The 17,463-nt window shown below is 44.9% G+C and carries 15 protein-coding genes and 3 pseudogenes; 8 read left to right on the plus strand and 10 right to left on the minus strand.

Annotation, left to right across the window (positions count from 1 at the left end):
• Positions 1 to 69 precede the first annotated feature (69 nt).
• On the minus strand, positions 70 to 654 hold the full coding sequence (locus FCU94_RS12655) for a LysE family translocator (RefSeq protein WP_176288882.1): 585 nt from the start codon (positions 652 to 654) through the stop codon (positions 70 to 72).
• Positions 655 to 793: 139 nt separating this feature from the next.
• Here FCU94_RS12655 and FCU94_RS12660 point away from each other — a divergent pair, with 139 nt between their 5' ends.
• From FCU94_RS12660 to FCU94_RS19455, 6 genes and pseudogenes are all read left to right on the plus strand, one after another.
• Positions 794 to 1,234, plus strand: a complete 441-nt coding sequence (locus FCU94_RS12660; RefSeq protein ID WP_176288883.1) for an Lrp/AsnC family transcriptional regulator — start codon at positions 794 to 796, stop codon at positions 1,232 to 1,234.
• A 375-nt stretch (positions 1,235 to 1,609) separates the two neighbouring features.
• Positions 1,610 to 3,238: a methyl-accepting chemotaxis protein gene (locus FCU94_RS12665; RefSeq protein WP_176288884.1), complete on the plus strand. Its 1,629-nt coding sequence runs from the start codon at positions 1,610 to 1,612 to the stop codon at positions 3,236 to 3,238.
• 440 nt (positions 3,239 to 3,678) lie between these two features.
• On the plus strand, positions 3,679 to 4,725 hold the full coding sequence (locus FCU94_RS12670; protein WP_176288885.1) for a GMP reductase: 1,047 nt from the start codon (positions 3,679 to 3,681) through the stop codon (positions 4,723 to 4,725).
• Positions 4,726 to 4,826: 101 nt separating this feature from the next.
• A pseudogene (locus tag FCU94_RS19450) lies at positions 4,827 to 5,123 on the plus strand (Tn7 transposase TnsA N-terminal domain-containing protein); the annotation flags it as partial.
• A gap of 79 nt (positions 5,124 to 5,202) precedes the next feature.
• A pseudogene (locus FCU94_RS12680) lies at positions 5,203 to 5,481 on the plus strand (transposase); the annotation flags it as partial.
• A gap of 239 nt (positions 5,482 to 5,720) precedes the next feature.
• A pseudogene (locus FCU94_RS19455) lies at positions 5,721 to 5,991 on the plus strand (transposase); the annotation flags it as partial.
• Between the two features lie 78 nt (positions 5,992 to 6,069).
• Here FCU94_RS19455 and gntH read toward each other — a convergent pair.
• Positions 6,070 to 7,296: a guanitoxin biosynthesis MBL fold metallo-hydrolase GntH gene (gene gntH / locus FCU94_RS12690; RefSeq protein ID WP_052687819.1), complete on the minus strand. Its 1,227-nt coding sequence runs from the start codon at positions 7,294 to 7,296 to the stop codon at positions 6,070 to 6,072.
• Between the two features lie 449 nt (positions 7,297 to 7,745).
• Between gntH and FCU94_RS12695 the strand changes: the two genes are divergently transcribed.
• Positions 7,746 to 8,669, plus strand: coding sequence for a LysR family transcriptional regulator (locus FCU94_RS12695; RefSeq protein WP_176288886.1), 924 nt, complete (start codon positions 7,746 to 7,748; stop codon positions 8,667 to 8,669).
• A 128-nt stretch (positions 8,670 to 8,797) separates the two neighbouring features.
• Here FCU94_RS12695 and rhtB read toward each other — a convergent pair whose 3' ends face one another.
• Positions 8,798 to 9,421, minus strand: a complete 624-nt coding sequence (gene rhtB / locus FCU94_RS12700) for a homoserine/homoserine lactone efflux protein (RefSeq protein ID WP_176288887.1) — start codon at positions 9,419 to 9,421, stop codon at positions 8,798 to 8,800.
• Positions 9,422 to 9,463: 42 nt separating this feature from the next.
• Positions 9,464 to 9,898 (minus strand): VOC family protein, encoded by a 435-nt coding sequence (locus FCU94_RS12705; protein WP_045613042.1) that lies wholly within the window; start codon positions 9,896 to 9,898, stop codon positions 9,464 to 9,466.
• A gap of 131 nt (positions 9,899 to 10,029) precedes the next feature.
• Between FCU94_RS12705 and FCU94_RS12710 the strand changes: the two genes are divergently transcribed.
• Positions 10,030 to 10,938: a LysR substrate-binding domain-containing protein gene (locus FCU94_RS12710; protein WP_176288888.1), complete on the plus strand. Its 909-nt coding sequence runs from the start codon at positions 10,030 to 10,032 to the stop codon at positions 10,936 to 10,938.
• Positions 10,939 to 11,198: 260 nt separating this feature from the next.
• Here the strand turns inward: FCU94_RS12710 and FCU94_RS12715 are convergent, their stop codons facing one another.
• From FCU94_RS12715 to FCU94_RS12740, 6 genes are all read right to left on the minus strand, one after another.
• Positions 11,199 to 12,428 (minus strand): DUF3179 domain-containing (seleno)protein, encoded by a 1,230-nt coding sequence (locus tag FCU94_RS12715; RefSeq protein ID WP_176288889.1) that lies wholly within the window; start codon positions 12,426 to 12,428, stop codon positions 11,199 to 11,201.
• Positions 12,429 to 12,538: 110 nt separating this feature from the next.
• Positions 12,539 to 13,438, minus strand: a complete 900-nt coding sequence (locus FCU94_RS12720; RefSeq protein WP_176288890.1) for a LysR family transcriptional regulator — start codon at positions 13,436 to 13,438, stop codon at positions 12,539 to 12,541.
• 415 nt (positions 13,439 to 13,853) lie between these two features.
• Positions 13,854 to 14,810 carry an HTH-type transcriptional regulator YidZ gene (gene yidZ / locus FCU94_RS12725; RefSeq protein ID WP_176288891.1) on the minus strand — a complete coding sequence of 319 codons (957 nt, stop codon included), beginning with the start codon at positions 14,808 to 14,810 and terminating at the stop codon, positions 13,854 to 13,856.
• Positions 14,785 to 15,990, minus strand: a complete 1,206-nt coding sequence (locus tag FCU94_RS12730; protein WP_176288892.1) for an MFS transporter — start codon at positions 15,988 to 15,990, stop codon at positions 14,785 to 14,787. The genes yidZ and FCU94_RS12730 overlap by 26 nt, the downstream gene beginning before the upstream one ends.
• A gap of 245 nt (positions 15,991 to 16,235) precedes the next feature.
• Positions 16,236 to 17,234, minus strand: coding sequence for a hypothetical protein (locus tag FCU94_RS12735; protein WP_176288893.1), 999 nt, complete (start codon positions 17,232 to 17,234; stop codon positions 16,236 to 16,238).
• Positions 17,235 to 17,237: 3 nt separating this feature from the next.
• Positions 17,238 to 17,447 (minus strand): cold-shock protein, encoded by a 210-nt coding sequence (locus FCU94_RS12740; RefSeq protein ID WP_176288894.1) that lies wholly within the window; start codon positions 17,445 to 17,447, stop codon positions 17,238 to 17,240.
• Positions 17,448 to 17,463: the final 16 nt, after the last annotated feature.

Consider the following 17,463-nt stretch of genomic DNA (forward strand, 5'->3'; position numbering starts at 1 on the left):
ACTATTTAACATCGGGTAAAATCAACTGACGCTGATTTTACCCGTTTGTGCTGGGATTGCTAGGTCAGGTTAGATCATGGGTAACGTTGAGCCGACAAGCAGCAAAGCCATCGCGAGGTTAAAACTACGCACTCTCCACTGGGTGGTCAGCCAGCGCTGTAGCTCGCGCCCCGCCAAAATCCAAAACGTGCCTGATGGAAAGTTGATCACAAGAAAGGTCAGCGAGATCACCGCGAGTTCTAACCAACTACCGCCATTACTGTACAAAGTGACCGAGCTTAGTGCCATTGACCATCCTTTAGGGTTGACCCATTGAAAGCTGGCGGCTGCGAAGAAACTCATAGGCTTAAAGCTCGCGACATCTTTGGCTTGCCCACTTAGCGCAATTTTAAACGCCAGATAGGCTAAGTAGGCCAAGCTGACATATTTTAGAATCATGTGGGCTAATGGATAGGCGTCAAACACCGCTGAGAGACCAAGCCCGACCAACAACACCATAAACGCAAAACCAAAGGCAATACCGCACATGTGGGGAAGCGTGCGCTTGTAGCCGACATTGGCACCTGATGTCATCAACATCAGATTATTGGGCCCTGGAGTAAAGGTCGAAACGAAAGCAAATACGATAAGTGCGCCGAGTTGTTCAAATTCCATGTCATGTTCCTAAAAGTAATCACAATAAAATTGCGCGTCGTGACTGAATGATTGATGAATATTTAGTTTATTTGGATATTGGTGCAATTGTGTGCTTTTATTGATGGTGAAATCGGTGTTGACGCAATAAAGGTGAGGTATGGATCGATTTGACGAAAGAATATTGCATGAACTCAAGCGTGACGGAAAAATGTCAAATGTCGAGTTAGCGGAAAGAATTGGGCTTTCTCCCTCAGCGACATTGAGAAGAGTACAAGAACTAGAAAAGAACGGGGTCATCAAAGGCTATCGCGTGGTGTTAGACAACAACTTGCTCGGTGTTGGCTTTATCGCTTATGTCTCGATTGGCTTGGCGAGCCACAGTAAACAAGCTCAGCAGGAGTTTGAACAGCACGTACGCTTTGTTGACCAAGTAGTGGAGTGCCACAATATTACTGGCGCTAATGAATACTTACTTCGAATTGAAACAACCGATCTCCCAAGTTATAGACGAATTCACGCCGATGTGCTTGGCGAGTGTCGTCAGGTTCAATCTATTACAACTATGGTGGTGATGGACTCCCCAAAAGATCACAGATAACTTTCGCTCTCCAATAAACTAACGTTTTAGTGTCGCTTAATGCCCAGCAGTTAATAACTTCCACTTATTAACTGCTGGGCATTAATTGTGTTGGTCTATCAATATTTGTTTCGGTTTTGTATTTTTGTGTCAAGTAGTTATTGCAAGCTTGAGAACGCCTAACTGCTTGATTAATAAGTGTGCAAATTGACGCTATACACCCATTTTATAAATTGATTGCATAATTGGGTTTCAGTATCCTTGCTCGGCCAAGGGGTATCACCCAACGTGAAAAAGCGCCTCGTTTTTAAGTGAGTGATGCGCCTTTGGTTAGGTCGCCCGAGAGTAGAGCCTTTTTTAGTCGCCTGCTGATACAACATCAAGAGAACCAAAATAATGAATATGTCCTTGAAAAACTTGTCCATTCGAGCACAGGTGTTGCTGCCTGTACTTTTCACCACGCTCACACTTGTTGTCGCATTGTGGGTAACCAAAGCGAATCTTGATCACGAGCAACAAGCGGTAAAAAACAACACCGACGCGTTGGTGTTGTATAAAGATGTGTTGGCCGATATTGATGATCAGCTCTACCCATTGCGAATCAGTGCCGTGTACGCGATATACGATGCGTCGCGTCGCGAGCAGTTTCTTAAAGAGATCCAGACGACATTGACACAAGTTCATAAAGATCTCGATAGCATGGCCGGTCAGCCAGAGTTTAAGCAGCAAGTGGCTATAGCGCGCAAAGCGATTGACCACTATGTCGAATCCTCAAACAAAGCGGTCGCCATGTTTGCGCGCCGCGATACAGGGCAGGTGACTGAGCAAGAGTACAACGCGTTTATTAGCCAATACCGTCAAGCGGGTGGAGCGATGATCACGGCGACCAATCAGCTGTCGGTGAAAGTGAACGACTATGTCAGTGACGCCATGGCCCGAAGCGATGCGCAGAATGCCAAGGTGAAAAACACGGCGATGGTGTTGGTACTTGGCGTACTGACAATATCGCTCATTGTCGCATGGTTGCTATCGGGCATGATCGTCAATCCAATTCTGTTGCTGCAGCAGGTGATGCGTAAACTCGCCCAAGGTGAGCTCTCTGTCCGCGCCGAAGTGAAAGGTGATAATGAAATTGCCAAGTTGGGTAAAGACGTCAATCAAACCGCTGAGCAGTTGCACTTTACAGTAGAAGAACTCAGCCGCATCAGTGAAGAGGTCGCATCGGCGTCTACTGAGCTGGCTGCCGTAATGACTCAAGCACAGGCCAACGCCGAGCAAGAGCTCGCCGAAATTGAACAAGTGGCGTCGGCGGTCAACGAGCTGTCGAGTACCGCAGACAACGTGAGCGATAATGCGCAACTGGCAGACTCAACAGCACGTGAGGCCGATCAGCTTGCGCAGTCGGGCATGAACATAGCGCAAGAGAGTAAACTCGCCAGTCAACAGATGGGCAGTGCACTCAATGAGGCAGCACAAGTGGTAACAAACTTGAAGCAGCAGTCTGAGCAGATCAACGACGTAATTGAAGTGATTCGAAGTGTTTCCGAGCAGACTAACTTGTTGGCGTTGAACGCGGCGATTGAAGCGGCGAGAGCAGGAGAGTCGGGACGCGGATTTGCGGTCGTTGCTGATGAAGTGCGGATGTTGGCGGCAAGAACGCAAGAATCGACTGGTCAAATTCAAACTATTATTGAAGAGTTGCAAAAGCAATCGGGCCAAGCCAACGATAGTATGCAAGCCAGTCTAGACCTGCTAGACAAGAATAATCAATTGGCAGAACAGACCAATGGAGCACTGTTGGGTATCACAGAGTCGGTATCAAACATCAATGATGCTAACACCCAAGTGGCGACGGCTGCCGAGCAGCAATCTCAGGTCACCCAGGATATCAATCGTAATGTGGTGAACATGTCTGAACTGGTCAATCAAAATGTTTCAGGTATTTGTCAAAGTGCCAGTGCCAGCCAAGAGCTATCAACCTTGGCAGAGAAACAAAAAGCCCAGCTGGCGTTTTTTAAGCTCTAGAGAGACGTATATCAGCCTAAAAGCAGTCTTTTGACTGCTTTTTTTGTTTGTTCCCCGCTATTTGAGGAGGGCAAAATATTAGCCAAATATCGAATAATGCCAACTGGAACGGGCTCATCACTGGCTAGCTTGAGTTAGTAGAGAACGCAAAGGTTTGCGCGTTCATGGTACATAAGTCCAATAACCTATTGTAAAAATAAGAGTTTATTGGAATTTGTACGACGATGGGAAGTGATTAGGTATGCAACTTAACCGGACTGTAACATAAAAAAATTGCAAATATCAGTCTTGCGAGAATGAAATCACAGCCTATAATGCTGAAAACCGGAGCGTCTGCCAACGCTCCGGTTTTTTTGTGTCCGAAACTCAGTAAAGCGTCTGCCAACGCTTACCGAAAACGCACCGACACTCCGATTTTTAAGAGAAAGGAACTGTAATCAATGCGTATCGAACAAGAACTTAAGTTAGGTTTTAAAGACGTGCTATTTCGCCCTAAGCGATCAACGTTAAAAAGCCGCTCTCAAGTTGAATTAACCCGCGAGTTTACCTTCAAGCATAGTGGTCGTCAATGGTCGGGGACCCCCGTCATCGCTGCCAATATGGATTCAGTCGGAAGCTTTGAAATGGCGCAAGCGCTTGCAGAGCATGATGTAATGACCGCGGTACACAAGCACTACACGGTTGAAGAGTGGGCTGAGTTTGTTAAAGGCGCAAACAGCGCGACGCTAAAGCATGTGATGGTATCTACTGGGACGTCAGACGCTGATTTCCAGAAAACCCAAGATATTCTGGCGCTTAGCGACGATTTAATCTTTATCTGCATCGATATTGCCAACGGTTACTCGGAGCACTTAGTCGAGTATGTTGAAAAAGTACGTGCGGCTTTCCCAGACAAGGTGATTACCGCGGGTAATGTTGTCACTGGGGATATGTGTGAAGAGCTTATTCTCGCGGGCGCAGACATCGTAAAAGTCGGCATCGGCCCAGGCTCTGTATGTACTACACGCGTGAAAACAGGCGTGGGTTACCCTCAGCTTTCAGCAATTATCGAATGTGGTGATGCCGCGCATGGCCTTGGCGGTATGATCATCGGTGACGGCGGCTGCTCTTGTGCCGGTGACGTAGCGAAAGCCTTTGGCGGCGGCGCAGACTTTGTTATGCTCGGTGGTATGTTAGCGGGCCATGAAGAAGCTGGTGGTGAACTCGTGGTCAAAGATGGTGAGACCTTCATGAAGTTCTACGGCATGTCTTCTCAGTCGGCTATGGACAAGCACTCAGGTGGTGTAGCTAAGTACCGCGCCGCTGAAGGTAAAACCGTACTTCTTCCATTCCGTGGCAGCGTTCACGGCACTATCTCAGACATCCTGGGTGGTGTACGCTCAACCTGCACATACGTAGGCGCAGCAAAGCTTAAAGAGCTAACTAAGCGTACGACTTTCATCCGTGTACAAGAGCAAGAGAACAACGTATTCGGTAAAGAGAAGTAATCCAATACTTCGGAAAATGTTGAAACAACCATAAATTGATATTGCCTCTTCATAGTCTAGACTTACGTAAGTTTACGTCAAAATCGTGATGAGGCAATATTATGTCTGATCTACCTTCTCCTTCTACTGCCACCCTGCTTGAACTTGAAAGTGCGTTTGACACCCCTGCTCGGAACTTAACTAAGTCACGCGGAAAAAACATACACCGTTACGTCAGTGCTAAGACGGGAAAAAAGAATCACGGTAGAATCTTTTTTAGAATGTGCCGCTTGTTATCATTTTGATTCGAACCTAGTATCGTTCGCTTTTGTTCTCAACCCATAAGATTTTCATGCAGCCTAAATGGTAAGACTCATACTTATGTTCCAGACTTTCTAGTTCAATTTGATACCGGTGAAGGCTTTGTTGCTTAAATCGATGGAACTAAATCAAGAAGCTGCGATCTGATCGGCTACACCCATCAATCGTTGTAACCTCATGCCTAAACCTCGTTACAAAACAACTAACTGGAAGCAGTACAGAAGCAGTACAATAAAGCCTTAATCAACCGTGGTTCTTTGAACTTTTGGATTGATGAGGAAGCGATAGCCGAGTGGAAACAAACAAGACAAGCGTGGTAGACCTCGCCGATTCAGCGACCTAGCCATTACTACTGCACTGATGGTGAAGAACGTTTTCTCTATTCCATTGAGAGTGTTGCAAGGTTTTCTAGACTCCGTATTTAAGCTTGCTAACGTCCCACTAGTTTGTCTGCACTAGATCTGTATACCCGTGATCATTGAAGATACTTGCTTTTCAATAGAATCAGAATCATGCTGCGCACCATGAAAATTACGCTGACTCCTCAACAGAAAATACAACTCGAACATATGCACGACATTGAACGTGATAGTCGAGTCTGCGACCGTATTAAGGCTGTTTTGCTTGCTTCCGAAGGTTGGAGTCAGACCATGAACGCGCAAGCTCTTCGCATTCATGAATCGACCGTTGCACGTCACCGCAGTGACTTAGTCAGAGATGCGGCGTTTGTCCTTAATATTGAACTGCATTATCTTCCACCTTAATAGCCCAAACCTCAACCCAATATAGCGGTTATGGAAAGTAATGAATGGGAAGTCGAGGAACAACGTGTACTTCAAAAGAAAACGGGACTTCAAGGCGGCAATAGACCAATTTTTTGCAGTGACTCTTCCAGAGATCTCAGGCTCTTTGACATCTCGAATTAATGATAATTTTCAAGCTCTCAAACCTGCATCTTCAAGTTGATTCGGTATACATAAGAAAGCAACGTTAAGATAGAGTTTCACATCTACTTAACATTGCCCGTTTTAGCTAATACTTACTTTATTTTGCGTGAGGTGGTTTGACATCAGAACCGTATTTCTCGTTCGCATCTTTATAAATATCGGTTACTACGTCTTTAAAAACTTCGCGACCTTCTGCAATGAACTTAGTAAAACCAACTCGGTCTTTTCCATCTGCCGGTTTTTTCTTCGTCAATGAAGGCTGTGGCCAAGTGTGCTCATCCACCACTGTCATTCGAGTTTTGATTTCATCTTTAGTGATGTTCCAAACCATGTAATCATTTGCCAATGACAATGGTCCACGGTATGTCGTACGCACCTGCTCAGCAATTTCTTGAGTTGAGTCAAAATCATTGTAGAAATGGTACGCTACGGCCAAACGAGGCTTCGTTACTTCCATGATCTTGCCAAACATAGCAGGAGCAGTGTGTACCTGCGTTCCTACGTTTAGTGCATCTTCCACAGGGAACTTAAATTTGCTTACTAGCTGTGTGGGGGGGATGAAGCTCTCATGAATCGAAATATCCACGCCTTTAGTATGTTCCATCCACCATTTGTTCGGGTACGTATCACCAGAGAACGCAAACTTAAGGTCGTTCCACTCCAAAATATAGCTAACTGGTCCATCCATCGCGTGTACAGCAGGGATAGAGCGAATGGTGACACCATTATCTTGGTAAACAACGGCATTTTCACCTTTGTAATCAAATTCGGTCACTTCGATTTGGAAACCTTTGGTGTTCACGTTTCCTTGACGAGAATCCCAGTCCCAACGAAGGAAGCTCTTCATGCCGTCAATCGCGAATTTCGTACCCCACTCCGGTTTTGTACTATTAGGGCCCCAAACTCGTAAAGGCACCTGACGGTTGTGGATCATCCCACCAACAAACAGAGCATCTAGGTCACCAACGTGGTCGCTGTGCAAATGCGTTATGAAAACCTTGTCTAGCTTATCAAAAGGAATGGCCAACGCAGCCAGACGTTCCATAGAGCCTGTACCAACATCAAAAATAAAGTTGTCGCCATTACCAAGCTCAACTAAGAAACACGCACCTGCTTGTTTTGGTCGTGCTGCTGGCATACCTGTACCACACGCGGTTACACGCATCTCGTAAGGTTTGATTTGCTCGGTGCCCGGAAAGTAAGCATTGCGCTCAACGGAGGTTGCATGGAAACTCCCGGTATCTGTGTTTGCATATACAGGTGCAATGCCACTTGTAAGAGCAGCTATTAGCGCGAAAGAAGCGGTCGAAAGTTTGGCTTTCATCAATCATTCCTTAGTCTAGCGGCATGAACCAAGACTGAGATCATATTGGAAAATTGCTTTCATAAATTGAAATCAAAAGGAACCTGAAAGCCAATAAATACACTCTGTATCCCAGTTCAAAGCTAAACATCATCTGGTTTATCTGAACAGCACTAATGTTTGCGAATTTACTAAGTTATGACAAGTTATTGCAGATATACCAAAAACGCATTAGCGATATTTAAAATAAAAACCATTTACCTAACTAAGTGACGAAATGATCTAAATCAAATTATAGTGTCTTTTTTTGTTGGTAACATTCACAGTTAATCAATTTACTCATAACCACATGGCTAATATGACACTTTCCTTATTTGGAAAAATGATTAAAAAGTATAGCGATCGTACGCGGCATGCATATATGCATAAGTTACGGTATAATTCCCAAAATAAAATTAATTAAAATATGCATGCGTAATTTCGATTTAAATTTGGTTAAAGTCCTGTGCGCCCTTATCGAGCATAAGAACACACGGATTGCCAGCGAAGCACTGGAGATCAGCCAACCTGCCATCAGTCGTGCTTTAGGACGGCTGCGTATCATCTTTGATGATGAATTGTTCATTCGAACGCAGACAGGACTAGAACCAACACCAAGAGCGTTAGAGATAGGCTCTCACCTTCCAAAAGCCCTCGACCAGCTCATGCTCTCTTTGGAAGATTCAATGCCCTTTAAACCGGAGGAGCAGACAGAAACGATTACAATTGCAGCCAATGACTTTGTTGCTAGCTGGCTGGCTCCGTTACTGGTCAAAAAGGTGTTTGTTCAGGCACCCAATGTTAAGATAAACATCGTAAGCTGGGATTCTAACTCAGTAGCAAATCTGCAAAGTGGAAAAGTACAGATAGCCATCAATTACTTTCCTCTCGCGTTACCAAAAAACTTAGTTCAGAGAAAAATCGGCACCGATGACTTTGTGTTAGCGATGCGTAAATCACACCCTTTAGATGTCGACATTGCCACTGTCGAACATTTGCAACAGTATCCGATTGCTACGATTCTCATTGCCGACTGGAACGATAGCAAAGACTTTGCCGGTGAACGTTTAGTTGATGCGGGTTACAACGTTAATACCAAGTTACGCAGTACTTCAATCAATGTCATTTTAAGAACGTTAGAAAGCAGCGATATGATCTTTCCTTGCTCAAAGTATTTAGTCCCTTACTTTGGCAGTAATTTTCGGGCAATTCCTTTGCAAAAAATCGACATTTTTCCTTCTTGTGAAATCTGCGTTGCTATGGCAAATAATGTGAGAAATACCCCTATGACTCAATGGTTACAGAGCATAATCAGAGAGACATTGGATGAAGTACTTTGCTCATCACTCCAATAAGCCGCCTTGCGTTTTGACATGGTGCATTTTTTCTTGCCGGTGAACAATGCCTAGCGGTTTTTCACCACTACATTGTCATTACTCAGGTTAAAGAGTACTTGCGACAAATCATCAAGCCGAGGATGCAATCACTCCCTGCTTGCATAAGCTAGGACAGATCCTGCTCCGATAAAAAGACAACCAAAGATCTTATTCATCATCTCCATACGCTGCTCGTTACCAAGCCATTGCGCCAAATTTATCGCTAGCAATGCGTAACCCATCATCACTAAGGTATCGACCACCAGCATAGTGCTTCCGAGTATCAACATTTGGGTGATATAACCTGCATCAGGGGAAATGAATTGTGGTAACAGCGCAACCAGAAATACAATGCCCTTTGGGTTAGTCACGTTCACAATGACGGATTGAAAAAACAGCGCTTTGGTATCCACCCGACTCTTGTTTTCAACCCTCAAGTCAGAGACATTCTTTTCCCTAAATTTCTGTACACCCAAAAATATGAGATAAGCAACACCTAACCACTTGATGACAGAAAACACGACTTCAGACTGACTCAGGAGTGCACCTAATCCCACTCCCACGAATACAATATTGATTGCATTACCCACTTGTAGTCCTGCAGTAGACAACAAGCTACGTCGGAACCCATATTTCATAGTTGTTGCCATGGTGTTGACCGCACCGGCACCCGGTGATACCGCCAGCACCAGACACGCCACAACGAAAGTCATCCATATTTCAACGTGCATCTATTCTGTCCTTTTTTCTTTATGCCTAGAATTTACGACAAGTTACGTCTCAAACAACTGCTTTTCGATGTCTCTGAATGCTTTAAATTCCAGTGCATTGCCAGACGGATCGTAGAAAAACAGGGTCGCCTGTTCACCAGACTGCCCTTTGAACCGGACATAAGGCTCTATAACAAACTCGACACCAAAACCTCTCAACCTTTGCGCCAAGCTCTCCCACTCAGACATCTCTAACACCACACCGACGTGAGGCACCGGCACGGCATGGCTGTCTACCGTGTTGTGATGCAACTTAACAGAACCGGTTGTACCTATGTTGGCATCGTAGTGAATCACCAATTGATGACCATATAGATTAAAATCAACCCAGCATTCACTGCTTCGCCCTTGTTGGCAATTCAGTACATCTTTGTAAAAGGCACGCGACTCTTCAAGATCGCGCGCCGGGATTGCGGCGTGAAATGGGGTAAGTGCCATAAATTCTCCTTTGCGTTTGCTTCCTAGCGATGGTTTGTCATCGGACGCTTATAATTTATCTTCACTTCACAATAACTAATTAATTAGCTAGTTTAAAACCATGTTTTCTTAAGACTTGAATAGTTAATCTAATGATGAAACCAAGAAGGCTGACGCCCTCTCTCAATGCACTGCGGGCGTTTGAGGCATCTGCAAGGCATGAAAGCTTCGTAAAAGCGGCAGAAGAATTGGCCGTAACACCCGGGGCAATCAGCCAGCAAGTCAGTGCATTAGAGGAAAAGCTAGGACTGGCTCTATTTGATCGCGTGAAGCAGAGGTTGTATTTAACACAGGCAGGGAAAACCTACCTTTCTCCGCTCAGAGAGTCATTCGATCGTATGGAGTCAGCAACCCAGGATCTGCTCACGTATGGCGGGACAGGTGGCAAAATAAAACTTGGAGTATTGCCAACTATCGCCACCTACTGGCTTATTCCTAGACTGCCCGATTTTTCAATGCATTATCCGAACATTGAATTGCAAATGGAGACCCTTGAGCTCAACTTTGTCTCGCCAGAACGCGCACCCAATATCGAAGGGGGATTCATTGACGTAGGTATTTTTTACGGTGATGGATACTGGAAAAACCTACACGCAGAAAAGCTGCTGGAAGAAAACACGATTGCAGTCGCCACGCCCGAATCCGTCGGTAGCTGTAAAGGAAGCAATCCATTTCACACTCTCCCTTTGCTAAGACACTCGACGCGTCCCCAAACTTGGGAACAGTGGTCTGAGTTTACCCAAGACTTGACACTCACCCCCAAAGGTCCGTCATTCGAACACTTTTATATGCTGAAAGCCGCTGCGCTTTCATCAATGGGCATAGCGCTACTTCCAGATATATTCGTTCAACAAGAAATACAGTCCGGCGCACTGATCCAACTAAATGAGAACGCGATGACATCGAACTACGCTTACTATATCGTCTATCAGGATAAAGGGAGAGAAAACGTCAATATTGATGCTTTCTGCCAATGGCTACTTGTGCAGAGTTCTGTGTAATGACCACTATAGCCTGTTGCCACTGTTCAACTAAACTCTCAGGTAGATGGGGAGTTAAGCCTAAGGAACTGCAACACTCTAGTTGGTGGAACTTACGCTATGGTCAAAGTGCTGAAATAAGAAGACAGGGTTAGGCATCGTTTCTCTACTACTTAAGCAACAAATCCTATTTGGATTAGGAAAGCTATGCGGCGAAAAAAAATTCATGATGAACCTAGCTAAGGAAACGCCCTAACTTAGATAGGGCGTTTATAGAGGGTCTAGAGGCGGTTCAGGTCGGTTTTCGGGAAGAAGTCGGACCAAATAATCCAGTACGCTCCTGCTTTTACTGTTTCAACGCGGTCTAGTTTGCCGTGGGCGGTTTCACCAAAAAAGTTAATATGTTCAATCTCTTGTTTGGTGTCATTGTAATAGAAACCTAAGCTTTCATATTGCGCATCGTAACTAATCACAATGTCTTTGCCGCCAATTTGCGTGTTAATTGGCTGGTCTTGAAGTCGAACGAAATGTTCAGTGTACGCAACAAAGTCATCCCCAACATTCAAGCCCCAAACTTTCTCTTTACTTGGTAAACGATGATCATTGTATTCCACTGTAGGGAAGGTTGGCTCGTCATAGTATGATTGGTAGGCAATCGCGAGCTTAAAAATAAACTCCATGATAGGATCGTATACAGCTAGGAATGGATTTTCCCAGAATGTCGGGCGCATATCTTCGACTAAGTAGTCGTTTACAAACACTTCACCTTGTGGATAAGCTTCAGCAAAGCGGTTAAATGGCATGCGGAAAGTCGGCCATTCCTGCATTTTACTCTCTTTACCCATGTTACGGTCTTGCTCTTTTTGACCCCATAGTTGCTGTACTGGTTCGCCTGTATTGCGATCCCACATCACTAGGTTATTACGCAGTTGGTTAGCGGGGGCGAGATCGAGGGGTTTGCCGTCAATCTCAGGAATAAATGCCATGCCCAGATTGGTAAGACCGCAGTATGTCATAACCACATTGTCTTGCTCAGCCGATTCTGGTTTGCCCGCGACATGGGGGCGTAGGAGCTGTTTATCGGAGTGAGCACGAGCCTTTCCGTTGACCTCCATAACAATCACGCTTTCATGTGGACGAAGGTATTTTTTACCTTCTTCGACCGACACGAAATGCCCATCACTCATTCGATCTCGCATCATAAGGTGGGGGTTGATCATGCCGCTGTAAAAAGTGAAGGCAAACACCAATCCTAGTACAGATAAAGTCAGGTTACCCACGATATCTCTTCGGGTATATTTGAGGTAGGCCATGATACCAACCATGACCACAGCGGTTACACCAAGCAAGTTGCGGTTATACCAAACCCACATCGTGGTCTCTCGGTCTGATTGTACAAACCATTGGCTGACATCTGCCAAGTCTTTGAATAGCAATGCGCCTATGTATTGGGCAATGATCATACATAGCCAAAAAATGGCTTTGCCATATTTATCGAGGATTGAATTCATACGTTTACTCATCAAGTTGTTTACCTGACAGTTAGTGTAGTGAAGCAAAGTAAGCGTATAAATGATCGCAAATAGAATAGACTGTTGCTAAAAATGAGACAGTTCTAGCTCTATGTTTTGGATTCAAGCTCTGTAATTCGCTGTGGTAACTGTTCTTTGATCGTCTCAATTAATAGTCGAACTTTTTGCGGAACAAAGCGTCGAGAGTGGTAAATGGCGAAGATGGTTTGGCTAAAAGTTTGTTGACCTTCAAAAAGTCTGACCAAGTGACCTTGTTCAATATCTTTGCTCACCATAGCGACGGGTAAACAGCCAATGCCTTGAGCATCTTTAGTTAATGCTCGGCAGATATAAGGCGAGTTTGCCACATACTTTGGTTGAGTAGGGAGGATTACTTTTTTGTCGTGCCAGACAATGGCACTTGATGGCAGTTCATGAGCAATGAGTTTGTGATTTTTGTTCAACTCATGCAGCGAGAATGGTTGGCCGCACTTACTGAGATAATCAGGGTGAGCAAAAAAGTCAAAGCTGATGTCTATGATCGGTTGGGCGATAAAAGACGAATCAGGTTGTTGGCCTATGTCTATCAATAAGTCAAAGCGTTTGTCGCTCATGCTCGTTAAAGGTTGACTGGTGTTGTGAAAGGTCATTGATAAGCGCGGGTATTGACGACAAAATTCAGAGACCTGATCAATACAAAGCTCGAGAATGTGGTCAGGAGCGTAGATGGTGAGGTTTCCTATAGACTCATCTTGTGCCTGCGTTATCTCGTGCTGGGTAGCAGCGACTTGTTCAAGGATAGAGAGACATTTTTGGTAAAAGACTTCACCAACTTCAGTCATCACTACCTTTCGTGTTGTTCGTTCAAGAAGACGACTATGCAGGCTCTCTTCTAACCCTCTGATTCTTCGACTGACTGTCGATTTAGGCATATCGGTTAATTGTGCTGTTTTGGTAAAGCTTCCTGTTTCGACAACCTGAACAAACAGCTCCATATCTTCTAATCGCATATTGACTCACAACGTAAAGGTTTATGAATAGTCTAACGGATAAGATTAAAACGCCAAGCAATGTTTTACTTATTGCAACAATCTGGGTTGAGTCAGTTCTCACTGAAACCGGTGGGTCAGGTCTTGCCTTTTGCTTTGTGGTGAGAGTGACCTAACCTTAACAGCTAAGATCTGAAAACGTAGAGTCGGACGGATAGGATGCAGATGTTAAATGTTGGAAAAATACAAGACCTGAACCCGCTACTCCTTGCAGTAGATGAAGGCTTCGTTGTACTGCTTCCAGTCAGTCGTTTTGTAACGAGGTTTAGGCATGTGACTACGACGATTGATGGGTGTAGCCGGTCAGAACGTAACTTCTAGACTTAACTCCATCAATTTAAGCAACACAGCCTCGCTTTAGCTGTCAACTGACCATTCACCTTGTACCATACAGGCTCTTTATCGTCTCTCTCAACCAAACGATTTTTGGGTTCTGGTTATTGCGCTTGTGCCAAATCATAGTAAATGGAATCATTAGCTTGTGCTGATAGTCTTCGGCAATTGGGATAGGCAATGCGGTTAAGTTTGGATGGAGCTGTTCGCAGTATCGCTGACAATACTTTGGTGCAGTGGTTAACATTTGATGGTCGGGCTTTTCTGCAACAAATAAAGCTTGCTCGAAGCTTGCCATCGTTAAGCTAACGTTTCGGGTATATCCCTGTTCAGCCAAGATCTCATCCAATACCCAACTGTCATTTTTCTCCCATGCTACATTGATATGGGCATAGCTTAAAAAAGTATCTAAATTCCACTCTTGCTTGAGCGCAGGATGATCTTTGCGGACATACACCATAGGTAAATCTGAGAACAACACTTCGAAGTTAATGAAATACGGTAGCAGTTCTAACGACTCTTTGGAGCGAGGATGGCTTTCGCGGCCAGTAAAACCAATATCCACTTCACCGCTAGTAATGGCATCTAATGAGTCCTCATCCCAGTTATGGTACTTAACCGTTGAGTCCGGATAAAAATCATGGATTCGTTTGGTAAGTTCGTCGACCATGATGAGTGACAATGGCGACTCTACTCCAAGATTAAACTTCACTCCGCTTGGGACGTCATCACCTCTGAGTGAAACAATCTGGTTACCGAGCTGCATCCAGTCTGATAAAAGCTCTTGCACATTTGTCGCGAGATTTGTTGGTTTTAGGCCTTGCGGCGTATTCACAAAAAGCGGGTCATCAAACCAAGTACGCAATTTGCCTAAAGACTTACTCACTGAGGAGGGAGACACATTAAGTTTTTTCGCCGTTTTAGTGACACTCTGCTCTTGCAGTAGCAATTGCAGAGTGAGCAGTAAATTAAGATCAAGTCGGGCAAGAGATTTCTTCATGAGGCTCACTAACATTATGATTTGGAAATAATAATATTATAGAGAGCCCAATAACACTACTGGCAACCAACGCTATCATTAACATCATCACGGCCGACACTCCTAACGTCGCCATCAACCAAATGTAAAGTGCAGACCAAGAAACCTGCCCTATGCCAAGCATAGAACTCGCCTGACCAGCTTTACGAGAAAACTGACTTAGCGCCTGACTCATCGCAACACCAAACCCCATAGGGAAACTCATGCTGAGCAGAGTGAACCCTACCATATAGAGTGTCGGACTATCGCTATTCAAGTGAGCCGCGAGAATAACGATAGCCGACAGAAAATTGGTCATTTGTGCAGCGAACATCAATGTGATTTGTTTGAAGTAAGACAGAGCAAATGGGACTGAAAACGATGTCGTCATACCAGCCAACGCGAGTAGTGCCATCGTGGTTGAATATTCGCCTCGATTAAAACCAATCGAATCCATTATTATCATTGGTGACGTATTTACATAAGAGAGAATCGCTGTGACGCCTAAAGATGTATAAATAACGCGCGATATGAAAAAGCGATTAGATAGTGATTCGTTCGAATCTACACTCACTTCTAAAGTTGTGCGCTTGGTTTTAGGCAAGGTTTCTTTCAAGACAAAGCAAGCAATTAAACCTATCATTACACCCATTGTTGCCATGGCAGTGAATAACACGGGCCAAGGAAACTTGATCATAATCAGATTACCGATCACGGGGGCAAGTACCGGGATAGAACAGATAATTCCATTGAGCATCGACAGAACCTTAGCTCGCTTTTGTTCACCTAAAGTGTCGCGCAAAATGGCGAAGGCCACTACATAGCAACATGCGGCACCTACACCTTGGAAGAAGCGCATTATTAGGAAACTATCACTGGTCTCAGCAGATCCCGCGAACATTGATGCAAGGGTAAATATGACCGCACCGCAAATGGCAACAGGCTTGCGCCCAAAACAATCAGCAACTCGCCCAACAAAAACCATAGTCGAAGCTAGACCAGCAAGGTAAATAGAAAAAGCAATATGAAGTTGTGATTCGCTCGCAGATAGGTCATTGGCGATTTGTGGTAAAGCAACTAAGTAGAGATCTATTGCCGTAGGATACAGCAACACAAAGGCAAAGCTACACATTAGATATCGGGGTAAATTAACTTTTTTCATTCCTACCTCGCAGACGAATTGGGTTTACGAGGATGATATGCAACATTGCGCTGTTTGGCTTGTTACCATTTTGAAAACAGGTTTTTCCATACATGAAACCGGAGGGTCAGGTCAGGTCTTTTGCTTTGAGGAGAAATTGACCTAGTCTTATCAGCTAGGCCATTTTTGTATCTGGAAACGTAGAGTCGAACGGATAGAATGCAGGTGTTAAATGACGGCAAAACACAAGATTCACCGAACCTTACTCACACGCGCATCTTGGCTAGTTTGGCCTCCAATTGCATCTTTCTAGAGGTAAGCTTTTGGCGGCGTTGCTCCTTGGTGAGAGGCTTACGACCACGAGTCGATTGGGTAGGTTTAGGCGGGCTTGGCTCCCTTTGCTCAAGCAGGCGTAATTGCTCGATGATCTTATCGACTTCCCGTTCTATTTTTTCCTTTTCTGTTAATGGTTTGCGGCCAATTTTAGGTTTTTTAGGATTGTGGAATTGTCGCCATAGCTGCTGAGGTGTATTGGGGATCTGCTGCAGTTCAAAGCAGATTTTTGAGAGTATTTTATACTCGTTAATTAAAGTTTGCTCTGCGCGTATCAGCATCACAGGCAACGGAAGCTTTGGACGACCGGGCGTCTTCGCCCCATCAATGGGATAGATCAGGCCGAGGCGATACTCCAAAAAGTGATTGAGTAACGCTCTGATCACGGCTCGCCAGGGTTGAACATGTGTGTTTGGGTGGGAAAGATCGCACTGGTTGCGTAGCCACAAAACAACGCCGTACAGCACTAAGGTTTGCTCGCGAGCTGGCTGTCTCTTGAGGCTCGCAATCGCTTGATTTATTTCGTCTATATCGGCGTGTTGCCACTCATGTTCACAGGGGGTTATCGCTTGTTCCCGCTGGATTAAGATCAGCTGATAAGTATCACTAAGTTGGTTAAGGCACGCGCATAGCGGCGGGCACTGTTTAACAAATTGTTCTCTTGGTTTGGCATGTCGTTGAACAGAGAGCAGGCGATTATCGAGCTCAGCCCATAATCGGTACTCTTCGGCTGTTGCGAGTACAAGTTGCGCAACATCACCTAGCGAGGCGGGATCCAAATCGGGATAGCGCTGCTTAAGCTCAGCGTCGAACTCGCTGCGAAGCTGCAACAAGTGATGATAATGCGTGGCTATTTGCCGCTGATAGTTTTCGTGTTCTGTTCGCTTAGGTCTACCGCGTGTAGCGGCCTGTTCTTGTGGTGTATTTGGCATGGGTTAAAGTGGAATTAAGGTGGTGGCTCGAAAAGCGCCGTCCTGCTGCGCTTCTACCTCGATATAAATGCGCTGGCCTAATGTCAGTTCCAGCTCTGAACGGTTAATACTGCTTAGGTCGATCAACACATCGATTGGCACAACATCGGGTACCGCGAAACCAAATTTTTTCTCATCGTTAAACCAAGTAATTTTTGCTTTCAACCCTAGCATTTCTAACGGCGCTCTT

This window comes from Vibrio sp. JPW-9-11-11, assembly GCF_013369335.1.
Taxonomy (GTDB): domain Bacteria; phylum Pseudomonadota; class Gammaproteobacteria; order Enterobacterales; family Vibrionaceae; genus Vibrio.

What these genes read in the sequence shown, in the direction of transcription:
- FCU94_RS12730 (WP_176288892.1), bottom strand. Translation starts at nt 15,990, where the DNA reads ATGAAAAAAGTTAATTTACCCCGATATCTAATGTGTAGCTTTGCCTTT.
- FCU94_RS12670 (WP_176288885.1), top strand. Translation starts at nt 3,679, where the DNA reads ATGCGTATCGAACAAGAACTTAAGTTAGGTTTTAAAGACGTGCTATTT.
- FCU94_RS12660 (WP_176288883.1), top strand. Translation starts at nt 794, where the DNA reads ATGGATCGATTTGACGAAAGAATATTGCATGAACTCAAGCGTGACGGA.
- FCU94_RS12655 (WP_176288882.1), bottom strand. Translation starts at nt 654, where the DNA reads ATGGAATTTGAACAACTCGGCGCACTTATCGTATTTGCTTTCGTTTCG.
- FCU94_RS12740 (WP_176288894.1), bottom strand. Translation starts at nt 17,447, where the DNA reads ATGCTAGGGTTGAAAGCAAAAATTACTTGGTTTAACGATGAGAAAAAA.
- FCU94_RS12715 (WP_176288889.1), bottom strand. Translation starts at nt 12,428, where the DNA reads ATGAATTCAATCCTCGATAAATATGGCAAAGCCATTTTTTGGCTATGT.
- yidZ (WP_176288891.1), bottom strand. Translation starts at nt 14,810, where the DNA reads ATGAAGAAATCTCTTGCCCGACTTGATCTTAATTTACTGCTCACTCTG.
- FCU94_RS12705 (WP_045613042.1), bottom strand. Translation starts at nt 9,898, where the DNA reads ATGGCACTTACCCCATTTCACGCCGCAATCCCGGCGCGCGATCTTGAA.
- rhtB (WP_176288887.1), bottom strand. Translation starts at nt 9,421, where the DNA reads ATGCACGTTGAAATATGGATGACTTTCGTTGTGGCGTGTCTGGTGCTG.
- FCU94_RS12695 (WP_176288886.1), top strand. Translation starts at nt 7,746, where the DNA reads ATGCGTAATTTCGATTTAAATTTGGTTAAAGTCCTGTGCGCCCTTATC.
- FCU94_RS12720 (WP_176288890.1), bottom strand. Translation starts at nt 13,438, where the DNA reads ATGCGATTAGAAGATATGGAGCTGTTTGTTCAGGTTGTCGAAACAGGA.
- FCU94_RS12665 (WP_176288884.1), top strand. Translation starts at nt 1,610, where the DNA reads ATGAATATGTCCTTGAAAAACTTGTCCATTCGAGCACAGGTGTTGCTG.
- gntH (WP_052687819.1), bottom strand. Translation starts at nt 7,296, where the DNA reads ATGAAAGCCAAACTTTCGACCGCTTCTTTCGCGCTAATAGCTGCTCTT.
- FCU94_RS12735 (WP_176288893.1), bottom strand. Translation starts at nt 17,234, where the DNA reads ATGCCAAATACACCACAAGAACAGGCCGCTACACGCGGTAGACCTAAG.
- FCU94_RS12710 (WP_176288888.1), top strand. Translation starts at nt 10,030, where the DNA reads ATGATGAAACCAAGAAGGCTGACGCCCTCTCTCAATGCACTGCGGGCG.